Annotated in this window: 12 protein-coding genes; 1 reads left to right on the top strand and 11 read right to left on the bottom strand. The window is 72.0% G+C overall.

Going from position 1 to position 14,914, the window contains the following annotated elements; translation table 11 throughout:
• Positions 1 to 9 precede the first annotated feature (9 nt).
• Genes ACZ3II_RS17160 through ACZ3II_RS17210 form a run of 11 tightly spaced genes read right to left on the bottom strand, consistent with a single transcriptional unit; the run spans position 10 to position 13,543 of the window.
• Positions 10 to 1,938, bottom strand: coding sequence for a metallophosphoesterase (locus ACZ3II_RS17160; RefSeq protein WP_465518613.1), 1,929 nt, complete (start codon positions 1,936 to 1,938; stop codon positions 10 to 12).
• Positions 1,939 to 1,959: 21 nt separating this feature from the next.
• Positions 1,960 to 2,979 carry a GNAT family N-acetyltransferase gene (locus ACZ3II_RS17165; RefSeq protein ID WP_465518614.1) on the bottom strand — a complete coding sequence of 340 codons (1,020 nt, stop codon included), beginning with the start codon at positions 2,977 to 2,979 and terminating at the stop codon, positions 1,960 to 1,962.
• 14 nt (positions 2,980 to 2,993) lie between these two features.
• On the bottom strand, positions 2,994 to 4,226 hold the full coding sequence (locus ACZ3II_RS17170) for an FAD-dependent monooxygenase (protein WP_465518615.1): 1,233 nt from the start codon (positions 4,224 to 4,226) through the stop codon (positions 2,994 to 2,996).
• Positions 4,227 to 4,235: 9 nt separating this feature from the next.
• Positions 4,236 to 5,258: a GNAT family N-acetyltransferase gene (locus ACZ3II_RS17175; RefSeq protein ID WP_465518616.1), complete on the bottom strand. Its 1,023-nt coding sequence runs from the start codon at positions 5,256 to 5,258 to the stop codon at positions 4,236 to 4,238.
• Between the two features lie 24 nt (positions 5,259 to 5,282).
• A complete protein-coding gene (locus tag ACZ3II_RS17180; RefSeq protein WP_465518617.1) occupies positions 5,283 to 6,410 on the bottom strand; it encodes a hypothetical protein in 1,128 nt (375 codons plus the stop codon).
• Entirely contained in the window at positions 6,407 to 7,615 is a 1,209-nt protein-coding gene (locus tag ACZ3II_RS17185; protein WP_465518618.1) for an O-antigen ligase family protein, read from the bottom strand. The genes ACZ3II_RS17180 and ACZ3II_RS17185 overlap by 4 nt, the downstream gene beginning before the upstream one ends.
• Complete coding sequence (locus ACZ3II_RS17190; RefSeq protein WP_465518619.1) at positions 7,612 to 8,886, bottom strand: lipopolysaccharide biosynthesis protein; 1,275 nt, start codon at positions 8,884 to 8,886, stop codon at positions 7,612 to 7,614. Before ACZ3II_RS17190 ends, ACZ3II_RS17185 begins: the two co-directional genes overlap by 4 nt.
• Positions 8,879 to 10,429 carry a tyrosine-protein kinase domain-containing protein gene (locus ACZ3II_RS17195; RefSeq protein WP_465518620.1) on the bottom strand — a complete coding sequence of 517 codons (1,551 nt, stop codon included), beginning with the start codon at positions 10,427 to 10,429 and terminating at the stop codon, positions 8,879 to 8,881. The genes ACZ3II_RS17190 and ACZ3II_RS17195 overlap by 8 nt, the downstream gene beginning before the upstream one ends.
• A gap of 15 nt (positions 10,430 to 10,444) precedes the next feature.
• The gene (locus tag ACZ3II_RS17200; protein ID WP_465518621.1) at positions 10,445 to 11,671 is read right to left on the bottom strand and encodes a glycosyltransferase family 4 protein; all 1,227 of its coding nucleotides are present in this window, start codon (positions 11,669 to 11,671) and stop codon (positions 10,445 to 10,447) included.
• 5 nt (positions 11,672 to 11,676) lie between these two features.
• A complete protein-coding gene (locus tag ACZ3II_RS17205; protein WP_465518622.1) occupies positions 11,677 to 12,780 on the bottom strand; it encodes an aminotransferase class I/II-fold pyridoxal phosphate-dependent enzyme in 1,104 nt (367 codons plus the stop codon).
• A complete protein-coding gene (locus ACZ3II_RS17210; protein WP_465518623.1) occupies positions 12,773 to 13,543 on the bottom strand; it encodes a polysaccharide deacetylase family protein in 771 nt (256 codons plus the stop codon). The genes ACZ3II_RS17205 and ACZ3II_RS17210 overlap by 8 nt, the downstream gene beginning before the upstream one ends.
• Positions 13,544 to 13,769: 226 nt before the next feature.
• Between ACZ3II_RS17210 and ACZ3II_RS17215 the strand changes: the two genes are divergently transcribed.
• Complete coding sequence (locus ACZ3II_RS17215) at positions 13,770 to 14,783, top strand: lipid II:glycine glycyltransferase FemX (protein ID WP_465518624.1); 1,014 nt, start codon at positions 13,770 to 13,772, stop codon at positions 14,781 to 14,783.
• The last annotated feature ends 131 nt before the right edge of the window (positions 14,784 to 14,914 follow it).

Here is a 14,914-nt window from a genome sequence, read left to right on the forward strand (position 1 = left end):
GTGTCGAGTTCAGGCGTCCCTGACGGCCGAACTCAACACACTGGTCTGGCCGTCGGTGAGGCGGCCGCGGCCGACGGTGCGGGTCAGGGTGATCCGGTCGATCTCGGTGTACGGCTGCTTCGTCCCGGGCAGCGCATCGGCCAGCGTGCGGATCGTCATCGTCGTCGTCGAACCCGGCGCGGCGGGTGTCACGTCGACGGCGAGGAACGCGTACGCGTCGTAGCGGACCTGCGACCAGTCCACCGACTCCGGCACCCGCGTCCCGTTGACCTGCCCGCCTTTGCCGGTTTTCGCCGGTGACGCCGCCCAGACGTAACTGTTGGCGACGGTGTCGCTGGTGTTCTCCGGCGCCGCGGGCCGGTGGCCGCGATACCGTTCCCCCTCGGGGAGGGCCTGCATCCCGGTCGGTTTCACCCCGCGCGGGGCGGGCGCCTCGGGGCCGGGCGCCGGCCGGAACGGGTAGCGCGGCCGCCCGCCCGATCCGGCGCAGATGTAGGTGACCCCGTCCTCGGCCGGCCGGATCGTCGCCCCGTCCGGCGCCGACCTGGTCTTCTTCCCGAACCGGATCGGGTCGGTCCGCTCGAACTGGTGGTTGTGCCCCTGCACGGCCAGGTCGACCCGGTACCGGGAGAACAGCGGGTCGAGCGTGTCCCGTACCCCGCCGTCGGAGGCGTGGTTGTGCGACGTCGCGTACGCGCAGTGGTGGAAGAACGCGACGATGAAGTCGACAGCCGTCCCGGACCGCCACTCCTTGAGCGCCGCCTCCACCCATCGCACCTGTGACCCGCCCGAGTACCCGGTGTTGGTCTGCAGCTCGGCCGACAGCTCGTTGGCGTCGATCGAGACGAACCCGACGTTGGCGTAGGTGAACCGGTAGACCGACGGGCAGCCGGACGGCCCGTTGCCGGGCATGTCGAGCCTGGTCACATGGCCTCCGTAGCCGTGCGACCCGTGAATGGGCTCCATGTCGTGGTTGCCGGTGGCGAACATCCACGGCGTGTAGGCGGCCTGCGGTTCGATCTGGTTCAGGAAGACGTCCCAGACGTACGGGTTGAACAGGTTCCGTCCGGCCGGCGCGGTCCGGGTCATGGCGAGGGTGTCGTCGGCGGGCAGGCCGGAGCCGGACGGGTTGGCGTAGCAGATGTCCCCGGCGAGCAGTGTGAACACCGGCTTCTGGGCGCCTATCAGGGTGACCTGGGTGGCGGCCGGCCACGGGTCGGTGCCGAGCGTCCCGGCCACCGGGTCGCTGCCGAGGTAGGAGTTGTTGTCGAAGACTCCGGCCGGCCACTTCCCGCCGTCGCGCAGCACCGCGGCCGGCTGCTGGTGCCAGGAGTGCTTCGGGTCGGTGGGCGCGGTGTGTGTGCCGACGTCGGCGAACGCGGTGAAGGTGAACGGCCCGGCGACGGCGGCGGCCGGCGCGGCGGTGAAGTGGGCGTCGCCGGTGACGGTGCCGTCGGACAGCCGGATCCGGTAGTGGTGCACGGCTCCCGGTGTCAGGTCGCCGAGCACCGCCTTGACGTAGAACTGGCTGCACACCGGCCCGCCCGCGATGGCGTCCGAGCCGCTCAGGTGCCGGATCTCGGCGTCGTGCCGGGTGCCGTACTCGCCGGGCGCCCGGCCCACCTCGACGACCGCGCGCAGCTTCTTCGGGAGGCTGCCGGTGCGGCTGACCAGCTGCGCGGTGACGGCCATCGCGGCACGCAGCCCGCCGTCACGGCCCGGCACGAACGACAGGTGCCGCCCGGAGACGACCACGCCGGCCCTGCCCTGCCGGCCCCCGGCGGCGGCGAACGCGGCGTCGGCGCGCCGGAACTGCGCGAAGGCCAGGCCGCCGGCGCCCGCGGTGACCGCCCGCAACGCCGAGCGGCGGCTGATCCGGTGCCGGTCCAGCAGCCGGGTGTTCCGCTCGGCGTACTCGTCAACGGTGTTCGGTCCCATGAAGAGGAAAATACGGCAATTTCACCGGTACGGAGGGAATCGTCCCGACATCATTTCGGCGGTGGGCGTACCCGCGAGCTTCTCGAACGCGATCGGGTCGCTCACCACCCGCCAGGTGTGGAAGTCCTGCCGGCCCGTGGCGAACCCGGCCTTGTAGCGGAACAGCGAGTCGTCCGCCCCGCCCACCCCGCCGCCGATGTGGTGGACCAGGTGCCCGCGCTCGCGCCCCCACAGCCGTACCTCGTGGTAGAGCAGCTTGTCCGCCCACCAGATCTGCCCGTCCCGGGTGGACTGCAGATGCGTCTGCATGATCCCGTGGTAGGCGAAGAACAGGTTCCCGCCCAGCACCTCGCCGTCCCGGACCGCCGCCGCCAGGTGCACGCTCTCGCCGACCGCGGCCCGCAGCTCCCGGAAGTAGTCCAGGCCGAAGAAGTAGAAACCGGTCGCCCCGACCCGCCGCATCGTCGCGTGATACGTGCCCACCCACTCCTCGAGCAGGTCCCAGTCGTCGACGACGATCTCCACCCCGGCCCGCTTCGCCTTGTTGATCTGGTTGCGGTGGGTGCGGCCGGTGTCGCGCCACAGCTCCTCGGGGGTACGGGTCAGGTCGGCCGACACCGTCTCGCCGTGCCGCACCACCGTCCCGGCCGCGGCCAGCGCCGGCTCGGCGACCGGCAGCAGCGGGTGCAGCCGGGCGAACACGCTGACCACGTCGTGGGTGCGCAGCATCGCCGACAGGTGCCGGACCGCCCGCGTCCAGAACCCGGTGCCGTTCGGTGGGACGTCGCTGACCGGGCCCGGGTACCCGTACGGGGAGACCGCGTCCCGCAGGCCGGTGCCGGGGATCGGGCGCAGCACGAGGGGCAGCAGGAACACCTGGCCCATCTCGTCGTACCGGAACGCGGCCGGCTCGCCACCGGACAGGCGGGCGTCGAGGGCCACGTACCCGGGGAGGTGGTAGACGTCGTGGCTGACGCGCCGTAACGCGTCCGCCCACGCCGGGTCGCCGGGTTCGAGCAGGGCGCCTTCGGCCATGGTCATCGCCTCACTGTTCGTCACGCCGTATCAAGGATCGCCTGTCCCGCCGGCACGGAGCCGGGTGTGTCGGTGCGGCGCCGGGCCCGGCTCCACCGGCGGGCGCTGAGCGTCCACCGCAGCACTCGGCGGGGCACCGCGCTCTGCGTCGCCATGTGCAGCAGGTAGCGCCAGGTGGGGTACTCGCCGCGCCGGTTCGACAGCGCGTAGGAGAACCGGCGGGCCGGCAGGTGGGCGTACTCCGGCATCCGCTCGAACCACGCGCTGCTCGCCCGCGCCGCACGCTGCAGCGGAGCCAGCGCCACCTTGCGGCGGTGCTCGTAGCGTTCCAGGGCCACCGGCAGATCGTCTCCCGAGGCGACCGCGTCCGCCAGGGCCATCGCGTCCTGCATGGCCAGTTTGGTGCCCGACCCGATCGCGAAGTGGGTGGTGTGCGCGGAGTCGCCCATCAGCACGACGTTGCCGTGGTCCCAGCGCTGCGTGGTGACCCGGCGGAAGTTCAGCCACCCGGTGCCGCCGACCTCGGCGCGGTGGTCGATCAGCTCGGCGCCGTCCAGGTGCGACTCGAAGATCTTCTGCAGCCGGAGCGTGCCGGTCGCCGCGTCGAGGGTGCCGAACTCCAGCGCCGCCCACGTCTCCGGGGTGCACTCGACGATGAACGTGCTGGTCCGCTCGTCGAACGGGTACGCGTGGAACCAGATCCAGCCGGCCGGGGTCTCCTCGAACCCGAACGTGAACGTGCCGAACACCTTCGGCGTGCCCAGCCAGATGTATTTGTTCCGGGCCACCTCCACCTCGGCGCCGAAGTGCTCGGCGTGCGCCTCCCGGATCCGGCTGCGCACCCCGTCGCACGCCACCACCAGGTCCGCCGCCGGCAGCGCGGCGAGATCGGTCAGCTCGTCGCGGTAGCTGATCGTCACGCCCAGCTCGACGGCCCGCGCGGCGAGGATCTCCAGGAGCCGGTGGCGGCCCATGCTGAAGCCGTACCCCGCGAGGTGGGTGACGGGTTTGCCGGTGGCCCGGACCTCGTACTCGTCCCACTTGTACGCGGCGTCCCAGATCCGCTCGGCGCTCACCGGGTCGTACCTGAACAGGTCGTCGAGCAGGTCGTCCCAGAACACCACGCCCCAGCCCCATGTCACCCCGGCCGGGTTGCGCTCCAGCACGGTGACGTCGTGGGACGGGTCGGCGAGCTTGGCCAGGATGGCGAAGTACAGGCCGGCGGGACCGCCGCCGACACAGGTGATCCGCATGGCGGGCTCCTATCGGTAGGCCGGGAAGGTGGCGGTCAGGTCGGCCGGGTCGGCGTCCGGCTTGCGGTCACGGACCAGGCGGGCGTACGCGTCCGGGTCCGCGATGACCCGCCAGGTGTGGAACGGGTGCCGGCTCGGTGAGAACCCGGCCTTGTACGAGAACAGCGAGTCGTTCGCCCCGCCCTTGCCGCCGCCCAGGTGGAACACCTCGTCACCGCGGTTCTTGCACCAGCGGCGGACCTGGTCGTAGAGCAGCTCGTCGGCGTACCGTTTCGGCGCCCGCCGGGTCGACGAGACGTACCCGGTGGCGATCCCGTCGTACTCGAAGAAGGTGTTGCCGCCGACGACCTCACCGTCCTCGCACGCCACCACCAGGTGCATCCGGTCGCCGACCGCGTCGTGCAGCGCCGCCAGGTGCTCCTCGGTGAAGAAGTAGTACGAGGTGGCGCCGACCCGCCGCATGTTGTCGTGGTAGACCTCCACCCACTCGCCGAGCCGGTCCCAGTCGTCGAACACGATCTCCGTGCCGGCCCGTTTCGCCCGGTTGATGTGGTTGCGGTGGTCGCTGCGGGTCTGCTTCCACATCTCCTCCTCGGAGACGGTCAGATCCATCGACACGGTTTCGCCGTGGTGCACCAGTCTCGCGTGCGGGCCGAGCGCCAGGGCCGGCGCCGGCAGCAGCGGGTGCATCCGGACGAACGCCGAGATCACCCCGGCCGCGCGCAGCGTGGCCACCAGCGCCTCGCAGGCGGCCGCCCCGAACGACGTGTCGTCGGGCGCGGCGTCGCTGACCGGGCCCGGGTAGCCGTACGGCGAGATCGCGTCCTTGAGATCCGTGCCCGGGATCTCCCGCAGGATGAGCGGGATCAGCAACCGCCGCCCACCCTGCTCGTAGTGGAACGCGGCCGGGGCGCCTCCGTAGAGCCGGGCGTCGAGGACGACGTAGTCCGGCACGTGGTACATGTCGTGACCGACGTGCTGGAGCGTCTCCTTCCACTCGCGGGCCGCCGGTTCCAGCAGCGAAGCCGTCATGAGAGAACTGTCCCTTCCGGTGCCCTACGAGCGCAGGATGCGGGCGTTGAGCGCCATGTTCGCGGCGAACTGATCGTTCACCACCTGGTGTTTCTCCAGCCGCAGTTGCACGGCCGGGTCGTAGCGGCCCAGCTTCACGAAGCCGTCGGACCACCAGCCGTTGTCGCTGCCGGTGCCGTCGACGAACTTGCGGTAGGTGGTCCCGCCGGGCCAGACGACCTTGGTGAGCAGGGCGCCGAACGCCGCCACGTCGGCCGCCGACCAGCCCTGGTTCCGGTCGCGTGCCTCCACCACGTACGTGACCACCCCGTTGCCGTGGCCCACGTCCTGACCGGGCTGTTTCGCCGAGCCCCAGGCGTCGTTCCAGAACCACGCGGTCGGCTCCACCGGGTTGCGCCGCAACTGGCCGCGCAACTGCGTGCTGATCTCGTCGGCGATCGCGTTGCAGCGGGCCCGGCGGGTCTGGTCGGCGCTGAGCTGGGCCAGGTTCATCGCGATCAGCGCCCAGTGCGCGGACATGTGGGTGCGCTCGCGGTAGATGTGGCTGCGCGGGCCGCGCGAGTACCACTTGTCGAAGATGTTGGCCTCGGCGAACGCGAGCAGCCGCGCGTAGCGGTCCCGCAGCCCGGCGTCGGTGGTGTCCTTGATGGCGACCAGCAGGTTCGTGCCGTAGCGCCACAGGTACGACTCGTACAGCGGGAACTCGTCGCCGTCCCCGCCGGCCTTGCTGGAGGCCCAGCCCTGGTAGCCGTCCCGGAACGAGCTGCCGCTCAGCGACGCCGACGGGACCGCCGCGGCGACCACGTTCTCCAGGAGGGCGAGACTCCGGTCCAGGAAACGGCGCTGGCCGGTGGCGCGGTACATGGCGGTGGACGAGTCCACGTCGTACGCCAGGTCGTAGTGGTCGCGGGAGTCCTTCGACCGGCTCAGCGGGGTGGCGTTCCGCTCGGCGTAGTCCCAGCTCCTCATGTAGACGCCGGTCCAGTGCTCGACCGATTTGATCTTCACGGCGTCCTCCACGGCGGGCGGCGCCGCCGGGACCGGTTCGCGTACCTCGGGAACGTCGTCACCGGCCCGGACCAGGTGCAGCCCCGTCGCCCCGGCGACCGCCACGCCCCCCAGCCCCGCCGCCAGAATCGTCCTCCGTCTCATCGGACCACCACCGCCAGTTCCCTCGGAGTGGCCGGCGCCGTCACCAGGGCCGCCGCGGCCGCCATCGCCGCGAAGATCCACGCCAGCCGGGAGTCGTAGTAGTCGCCGGAGAACAGGCTGCTCAGCGCCACGAACACGGCGGACGCCACGGCCAGGCCGGTGAGCTGCGGGCGGGCGCCGCCACCCCGGACGATCCGGGTCCACAGCAGGATCGAGGCGGTGAGCAGCCCCAGCCCCACCAGCCCGCCCTCGGCGGCGACCGCGAGCAGATAGTTGTGCGGATATTCGACCGCCTGGTTGACCCCGATCAGCCCGTAGAAGCCGTCCAGCCCGGAGCCACCGATCGGGTGATCGGCGAACATGCGCAGGGCGGCCATCCAGATGTCGGTCCGCCCGGAGAGATATTGTTCCTGCACGGTCTGTTCAACGAACCGCTCCTGGAAGAGGTCGGTGAACTCGGGCGGCGCGAGCGCCACGATCACCCCCGTCGCGGCCACCGCCCCCGCCACCGCCGCGACGACCGCACCGGCACTGATCCGCCGCCGCAGCTTCAGCAGCGCCGCGAAACCGACCGCCCCGCCCGCCAGCAGCGTGCCGCGCGACCCGGACAGCACGGTGGCCAGCAGGAACAGCGGGATAACCAGCAACGGCAGCTTCCGGCCGGTCAGCATGAACAGGGCGATCGCGCTGATCACCCCGAGCACCTCGACCCGGGCGAACACGTTCGGCCCGCCGCCGAACGCCGAGTAGCGGCCCTGCTCGCCGGGCCCGCTGATGAAGATCGCGGCCAGCGCGTAGACGACCGCGGCCACGAAGAACAGCCGGAACGTGAACAGCAGAACGGTCGCCGGGTCGCCCAGCGTGTAGACGTAGGCGGCCAGCAGCAGCACCCCGAGCAGCACCAGGTCCAGGGTCTGCGGGCCGGTCCGGGCGGCCGGCGGCGCCCACAGCGCCGACGCGATCTGGAACAGGAGGAACAGCAGCGCCGCGACCAGCCAGCCCTCCGGCCGCCCGCCCCTCTCCCGCGGCCGCCGGCTCACCTCGATCGCCAGCAGCACCAGCGCGATGACCAGGCCGATCACCCGCAGGTCGACCCAGGCCAGGTCGAGCAGGCCGGCCCGGTCCAGGGTGTACCGGCCACCGATCGCGACCAGGATCAGCACCAGGCCGGGAGCGAGGAAGGCACGATCCGGGCGGCTGATCATCGGTCTCTCACGATCCGGGTGGCGGCCATTGCGAAGACCAGGCAGGTGCCGTAGCCGGCGAGCGAGCCGTACGCCGCGCCGAGGATGTTCATCTTCGGGATCAGCAGCACGTACGCCACGAAGCTCACCAGGAAACCGGTGATCTCGGCGGCCGACACCAGGCCGCCGTGGCCCTTGGCGATCAGCAGGCCCAGGCTCACCCGGGACACCGCGTACAGGCCGGCGGCGACCACCAGCGGCAGCACGACCACCTTGGCGTCGGCGTACTCGTGGCCGAACAGGGGCTCGATCAGCAGGTACAGCCCGCCGGTCACCAGCGGGACCACCACCAGCACGTACGCCGCGGCGACCAGCACGATCGGCGCGGCCTTCAGCGTGCCGGCCCGGTGCGCGGCCCGCCAGCGGCCCAGCCGGGAGTCGGCGTACGCCCGGACCGGCCACGCCAGCAGCTCGGTCATCGTGGCCACCGAGGTGTAGTGCCCCAGCGCCGCCGTCGAGGCGAGAGCCGGGATGACCAGGCGGTCCACCCGCAGCATCGCCATGTTCGACAGCGCGGCCGGGAACAGCGACAGGCCCTCCCGGCGGACCAGCCGGTTCTGCTCCGGGTCGATCGGCGCGGCGCCCGCGACCGGCGGCAGCCGCAGCCAGATCACCAGGTAGACGACGGTCGGGGTGGCGCCGGCGATCAGGTAGGCCAGGAACCAGGCCTCCGGGTGGGCGGCGCCGGAGACGTACAGGCCGACCAGCATGGCCAGCAGCAGCAGCGCCTCCATCACCCGGGCGGCCAGGAAGTCCTTGACCCGGCCGACCGCGATCGCGATCGACCGGGTCGCCAGGCTGGCCGCCTCGATCAGGGCGAACCAGGCCAGCATGGTCACGATCAGCGGGCCCGGGGTGAGGTGGGACGGCGCGGTGACCTGCCACAGCACCGCACCGGCCAGGAAGATCAGGCAGGGTACGGCGAGCAGGCGGGCGTAGGCCCGGACGGCGGGCGCCGGGGCGACATCGTGGTACGCGGCGACGAAGCTGCGCTCGGTGCCCAGCAGCAACAGCTGGGTGGCCAGGTACACCACCTGGAGCAGCAGCGCGACCTCGCCGCGGTGGGTGGGGCTGAGCGACCGGACCATCAGGATGTTCGCGGCCATCGCCACCCCGCCGGTCAGCACCTGCGAGGCGAGCAGCTGCACCGACGGCTCGCGCAGCACCTTCCCGGCCAGGGCGACCGGACCGCCGCGCCGTGTGCCGGCGGCCCGCACCCGCAGTTCACTCACCGCGCTGTGGCTCCTCTTCGGTCTCCTCTTTGGCCGGCGCCTCCCGCTGCGCCGGAACCTGCGGCGACTCGGCCTCGACGTCCGGGGCGGTCTCGATCGCGGCCGGGGCGACCACCCGGGCCCGGCCGCGGGCGGTGCCGACCGGCGGCAGCGACACGAACGTGTCGTCGAGCCGGGGCGGCTGGTCGCCGTCCAGCCCGAAGATCAGGTCCGGGCTGTCGGCGCCGGTGACCTCGGCCTGCCCCTGCCAGGAGCCGTTGGTGGGCAGCTTGCGCGGCAACGCGTTGAGCACCGCCCCGGCCAGCTTGGCGCCGGCCCGTTTCAGCACGTCGACCGACTTCTCGACGTCTGCCGTCCGGGTCCGCCCGGCCCGTACCACCAGCAGCGCGTCGTCGGTGACCTGGCCGAGCACCGACGCGTCGGCCACCCCGTGCAGCGCCGGCGCGTCCACCAGCACGATGTCGTAGCGTTCGGTCAGGGTCCGTACCGTCGCGCCGAGCCGAGGCGACGCCAGCAGCTCACCCGGATCGGGCGCGTTCTCCCCGGCGGGCAGCACGGTGACCCGGCCGCCGAGCGACTTCTGCAGCACGTCCGGCACCTTCGCGGTGCCGGCGAGCACCTCGGCCAGGCCGGGCGCGCTGTCCAGGGCCAGGTAACGGCCCACCCCGGGGGTGCGCATGTTCGCGTCGACGAGCGCCACCCGCGCCCCGGTCTCGGCCATCGCTATCGCCAGCCCGCAGGTGACGGCGGTGGTGCCCTCCTTGCGGTTCGCGCCGGTGAGCAACACCGACCGGCCACGTCCGGGCGCGCCGGACCGGGCCTCGGCGAACACCGGCATCAGGCTGCGCAACTGCCGGAACGTCTCGGCGAGCGCCTGGTCGGGGTGCGCGGCACGGGCCCGGCCGCCGATCGAGATCACGCCGACCGCGTCCAGGCCGAGCCGCCGCAGGTCCTCCTCCTCGGTGACGGTGCGGGCCCCGGCCTCCCGTACCGCGATCGCCGCCGCGCCGATCAGCAGCCCGAGCACCGCGGCGAAGCCGGTGTTGCGGCCCAGGCTGCCGGGCTCCTCGACGGTGACCGCGTCCTGCACGATGGAGACCGTCGGGGCGGGCCCGTCGTCCGGGTCCGCCGGGGCGCCGATCTGCCGGGCCAGGCCGACCAGCACCGACGCGGCGGTGGTGACGATCTGCCGGCTGCGGTCCGCGTCGCCGTCGGTGGCCGCGATCTCCAGCAGGTCGGTGCCCTCCCGGATCTGCGCGGACAGGCTCTTCTGCACCTCGTCCGGGGCGATCCCCGGCCCCATCCGGTCCACCACCGCCTGCGCCACCCGCGGCCCGGTGAGCAGGGCGATGTACGAGTTGAGGCGCCGTGCCCCGGCGTCCGGATCCCCGGAGCCGGAGCTCACGAACAGGACCATCGACGACCGGTGCGCCGGCGCCCCGGTGAGCGAGAGGCCCCCGGCGATCCCGGCCGCCACCAGGACCGGCACCAGGAGCCAGAGCCATCGGCGCCGGCAGGCCCGGACGTAGGCACGCAGTTCCACGATTCCCCCGATTCGTCAGGAACGGACAGGCTCACGGCGAGCGGACCGGTCCAGGACCGCCTCGAACTGCTCGAACAACAGCTCCCGGGAGAACCGTTCGACGGCCAGCCGGTGCGCCGCCTCGCGGGCCTGTCCCAGCCACGCCTCGTCACGCAGGCGGTCGGCCAGCTCCGCGCCGGCGGCCTCGGTGTCCTCCGGGTCCAGCACCAGGCCCGCGCCGGTCTCCCGGAGCAGGTCGGCCTGCCAGCCGCCGTAGTTGATGGCGATCGGCCGGGACGCGGCCAGCGCGTCGAAGAACTTGTTGGCCGAGTTGTCCCAGAGCCCGCGGATCGGCCGGACCGTGCTGCTGGACATGGTGGCCGCGCCGAGGATCACCGGCAGCTCCGCCTTCGGCACCTTCTCCCACATGTGCACCACGTCGCCGAGCAGCCCGAGTTCCGCGGCGAGCGTCTTCGTCGACTCCCACTCCTTGCCGTGCCCGACGATCAGCAGGCGCAGGTCCGGATCGAGTTTCGCGGCCGTGTGCAGGGCCCGGACCAGGTAGCCGACCCCGTTCACCACGCCGAGCGCGCCGGTGTAGACCAGCAGCGGGCGGTCGCCGAGCCAGTGGTGGGCGGCCCGGAACGCGCGCACCCGCGCCGGGTCGACGGCGAACAGGTCGAGGTCGGCGGCGTTCGGGATGACGGTGGTCGGGGTGCCGGGGCGGCGGGCGACGACCCCGGCGGCCATGCCGGGGGACAGGGCGATCACCTCGGTGGCGTTGCGGTAGGCGAAGTTCGCCAGGCCGCCGGCCACCCGGCGCAGCACCGGGTTGCGCAGCGCGCCCATCTCGATCGGCACCTCGGGCCACAGGTCGCGGACCTCGAAGACGAACGGCGCCCGGCGCAGCTTCGCGGCGATCACGCCGGGCACCGCCACGGTCAGCGGGGTGCTGGTGGCGAACACCAGATCGGCCTTCAGCCGGGCCGCCTTCGCGGCGGCGAGCAGCATGAACTCACCGAAGGCGCGCAGCCGCCGGGCGAAGCCCATGTGATTGTCGTACGGAACCCGGAACCAGTGCACCGTCACGCCGTCCTCGACGGTGGTGCGCCAGCCCAGCTCCCGGGCGCCCGGCGTGATGTCGGTGGTGATCACGTCGACCGTGTGCCCCCGCGCCACCAGCCGGCGCGCCTGCTCGTACGAGCGGATCCCGCCCGCCATGCCCGGGTTGCAGTAGTACTGGTGGATGTAGACGATGCGCATGCGGTTCAGCCCTCCCGGACCGCGTCCACGACGCGCCGTCGGTCGTGTTCGGTCAGCGCTGACCCGCTGGGCAGGCACACCCCGCGTGCGAAGACGTCCGCGCAGACCGGGCCGCCGGCCATCGCGCAGTCCTGGAAGACCGGCTGCAGGTGCATCGGCTTCCAGGCGGGCCGGGCCTCGATGTTGTGCCGGTTCAGGGCGGCGAGCATCCGGTCCCGGTCGTCGGTGAGCACGCAGGTGAGCCAGTAGTTGGGTTCCCCGTACCCGGCGATCGGCATGAACTGCAGGTGGTCCAGCTCGGCGCGGTAGAACGCGAAGGTCGCCTTCCGGGCGGCGATCATCTGCTCCAGGCGCTGCACCTGGCCCCGGCCGACCGCGGCGAGCAGGTTGCTGAGCCGGTAGTTGTAGCCGACGGTGCGGTGCTCGTAGTGCGGGACCGGCTCGCGGGCCTGGGTGGACAGGTGCCTGGCCTGCCGGGCCACCCGGTCGTCGCCGGTGAGCAGCATCCCGCCGCCGCCGGTGGTGATGATCTTGTTGCCGTTGAACGACAGCACGCCGGCCAGCCCGAACGACCCGGCCGCCTTGCCGCGGTAGGTGGCGCCGAGGGCCTCGGCGGCGTCCTCGATCAGGGGTACGCCGTACCGGTCGCAGGCGGTCAGCAGCGCGTCGTAGTCGGCGCACTGGCCGTACATGTCGACGGCGATCACCGCCCGCGGCAGCCGCCCCCGCCCGGCCCGTTCCCGCAGCTCCCGCGCGACCAGCTCGGGATCGATGTTCCAGCTGTCCGGGGAACTGTCCACGAACACCGGCTCGGCGCCCAGGTAGACCACGGCGTTGGCGGTGGCGGCGAAGGTGAACGACGGCACCAGCACGGTGTCGCCGCGCCGCACCCCGGCCGCGATCAGCGCCAGGTGCAGCGCCGCGGTGCCGCTGCTCAGCGCCACCGCGTGCCGGACCCCGACCAGCTCGGCCACCTGCGCCTCGAAGGCGTCCAGGTCGGGGCCGACCGGCGCGACCCAGTTCGAGTCGAAGGCCTCCAGCAGGAGCTTGCGTTCGAGGTCGCTGACGTCCGGTGGGGAGAGCCAGATCCGTGAATCGGTCTCAGTCATGTACCCGCGTCCTCACTGCCATGATCGGCCAGGCCGGGTGCAGGCCCTGCCGGTGGATGAACATCGGGGAGTCGCCGGGGTGCATGGCCGGCCGGAGCGTGGTCGCGAAGCTGCGGTAACCGGCGTCCCGGGCCACCCGCACGTCCCGTTCGCGGAAATCCACGGCGGGGTGGCCGTACGGGGCGGCGAAGTCCCGTACCGGAATGCCCAGCTCGTCCTCGATCTCGTGCTTGGAGCCGACGATCTCGCGGGCCGCGTCGGCGTCGTCCTGGTCGGCCAGCCGGTGATGGGTGACCGTGTGCGACCCGAAGTCGAACCCGGCGGCGACCAGGTCCCGGCAGTCCTGCCAGGTGAGGTTCCCGGGCTGCCCGACCATGCCGGAGGTCAGGAAGAACATCGCCGGGATTTTCATCTCCAGCAGCAGCGGGGCGGCCACGTCCCGCCAGGTCGGGTGGGCGTCGTCGAAGGAGAGGCAGAAGACCGGCCCGGTCAGCGGGGCCTCGCCGGACAGGATCCGCAGCGCGGTGTCCCAGGAGACCATCGGCCCGATCCGCTGCAGGGCCCGCAGGTGCCGGCGCAGGTCACCGGCGAACTCGGCGGGCACGTCGTGATAGAAGGGGCAGTAGAGTCCGGGGGAACTCGGCAGCCGGCGGCGCAGGCCGGCCGGGGCGAGGATCCGGCCCTGCAGGCGGGGCCGGGCCCGCAGGCGGCTGCGCAGCCCCAGTTCGTTCAGGCGTCGCTTGATCGCCGTCGGCGGCTGCATCCGTTCCCGCCCTCCGCTTGTCGACAGGTCACGGCCACGGTGCGATGCCCCGCGGCTTTCACCAACCCTCGCAAATGCGTGACGGGACCGGGAGTAGCAATTGTCATAAGGAACGCGAGTATTATTCACGTCAATTGAATTCAACCCGAACGGCTTCTTGCGGAATGTTCTTCCGGTTGAGCATCATCGTGCCCGCCGGGCCACATTCTCGATCGGGGACCACGACATGCTGCGACTGCACCGGGTGGAACCGACCGCCGCCGTCTGGGCCGACCGGGCCACCTACCCGGACCGCCTCATCTTTCACACTCCGGAGTGGCTGACATTCGTCGGGGAGTGCCAGCGCGCCGAGCCACTGCTCGCCACGGTCAGCGACGCGGGGCAGGTCGTCGGCCACTTCACCGGGCTGCTGACCAGGCGTTTCGGCATGCGGATCCTGGGCAGCCCGATGGCCGGCTGGACCACCTCCTACATGGGTTTCACCCTCGCCCCGGACGTCTCCCGGACGTCGGCGCTCCAGGCCCTGTCGCATTTCGCCTTCGGGGAGGCCGGCGCCGCGCACCTGGAGATCCGCGACCGCGGCCTGACGCGTGAGGATCTCGCCACCGCCGGCGCGGGGCTGCGCTGGGACGACGCGCCGACCGCGGTGATCGATCTGAATCCGGACGAGGAAACCCTCTTCGGCGCGATGGCGAGCGCCTGCCGCAGAAACATCCGCAAGGCCGCGAAGTCGGGAGTCGTCATCGAGGAGGCGGCCGCCGATCCCGCATTCGCCGACGAATTCTACGATCAATTGCGGGACGTATTCGCCAAACAGAATCTCGTGCCCACGTATTCGGTGGAAAGGGTTCGGTCCTTGATCCGTCACCTGGCGCCCGCCGGGAACCTGCTGCTGCTGCGCGCCCGCGACGCCGACGGCCGGAGCATCGCCACCGCCGTGCTCCCGTGGTACCACCGGACCATGTACTTCTGGGGTGGCGCCAGTTACCGCCAGCATCAGCACCTGCGGCCCAACGAGGCGCTGATCTGGCACGCGCTGCGCTGGGCCCGGGCCCGCGGCCTCACCGAGTTCGACTTCGTCGGCGGGAACGCGTACAAGGCCAAGTACGGCACCACCACGGTCCCGGTGCCGTGGGTGCGCCGCTCCCGCTCGCCGATCGTGGCCCACCTGCGGGACGCCGCCAAGCAGGGATTCGCCCTGAAACAGCGCACCGTCGCCCGCCTCACCGGAGCGGCCTGACCCGCCGTACCGCGGCACATCCCGGCCGGACGCCCGATGTGCCAACTCCGCGGGAGTCACACCTCCGGTGATTGGCTCCGGGCCCGCCCTGGTTATAGCGTTTCAGGGGTAATCCGGGGATTTCGATTCCG

The sequence above is a fragment of the Actinoplanes sp. NPDC019969 genome (assembly GCF_055562375.1).

Coding starts and splice junctions, on each gene's coding strand:
- ACZ3II_RS17180 (WP_465518617.1), bottom strand. CDS start 6,410: ATGAGACGGAGGACGATTCTGGCGGCGGGGCTGGGGGGCGTGGCGGTC.
- ACZ3II_RS17185 (WP_465518618.1), bottom strand. CDS start 7,615: ATGATCAGCCGCCCGGATCGTGCCTTCCTCGCTCCCGGCCTGGTGCTG.
- ACZ3II_RS17160 (WP_465518613.1), bottom strand. CDS start 1,938: ATGGGACCGAACACCGTTGACGAGTACGCCGAGCGGAACACCCGGCTG.
- ACZ3II_RS17165 (WP_465518614.1), bottom strand. CDS start 2,979: ATGACCATGGCCGAAGGCGCCCTGCTCGAACCCGGCGACCCGGCGTGG.
- ACZ3II_RS17200 (WP_465518621.1), bottom strand. CDS start 11,671: ATGCGCATCGTCTACATCCACCAGTACTACTGCAACCCGGGCATGGCG.
- ACZ3II_RS17215 (WP_465518624.1), top strand. CDS start 13,770: ATGCTGCGACTGCACCGGGTGGAACCGACCGCCGCCGTCTGGGCCGAC.
- ACZ3II_RS17170 (WP_465518615.1), bottom strand. CDS start 4,226: ATGCGGATCACCTGTGTCGGCGGCGGTCCCGCCGGCCTGTACTTCGCC.
- ACZ3II_RS17210 (WP_465518623.1), bottom strand. CDS start 13,543: ATGCAGCCGCCGACGGCGATCAAGCGACGCCTGAACGAACTGGGGCTG.
- ACZ3II_RS17175 (WP_465518616.1), bottom strand. CDS start 5,258: ATGACGGCTTCGCTGCTGGAACCGGCGGCCCGCGAGTGGAAGGAGACG.
- ACZ3II_RS17205 (WP_465518622.1), bottom strand. CDS start 12,780: ATGACTGAGACCGATTCACGGATCTGGCTCTCCCCACCGGACGTCAGC.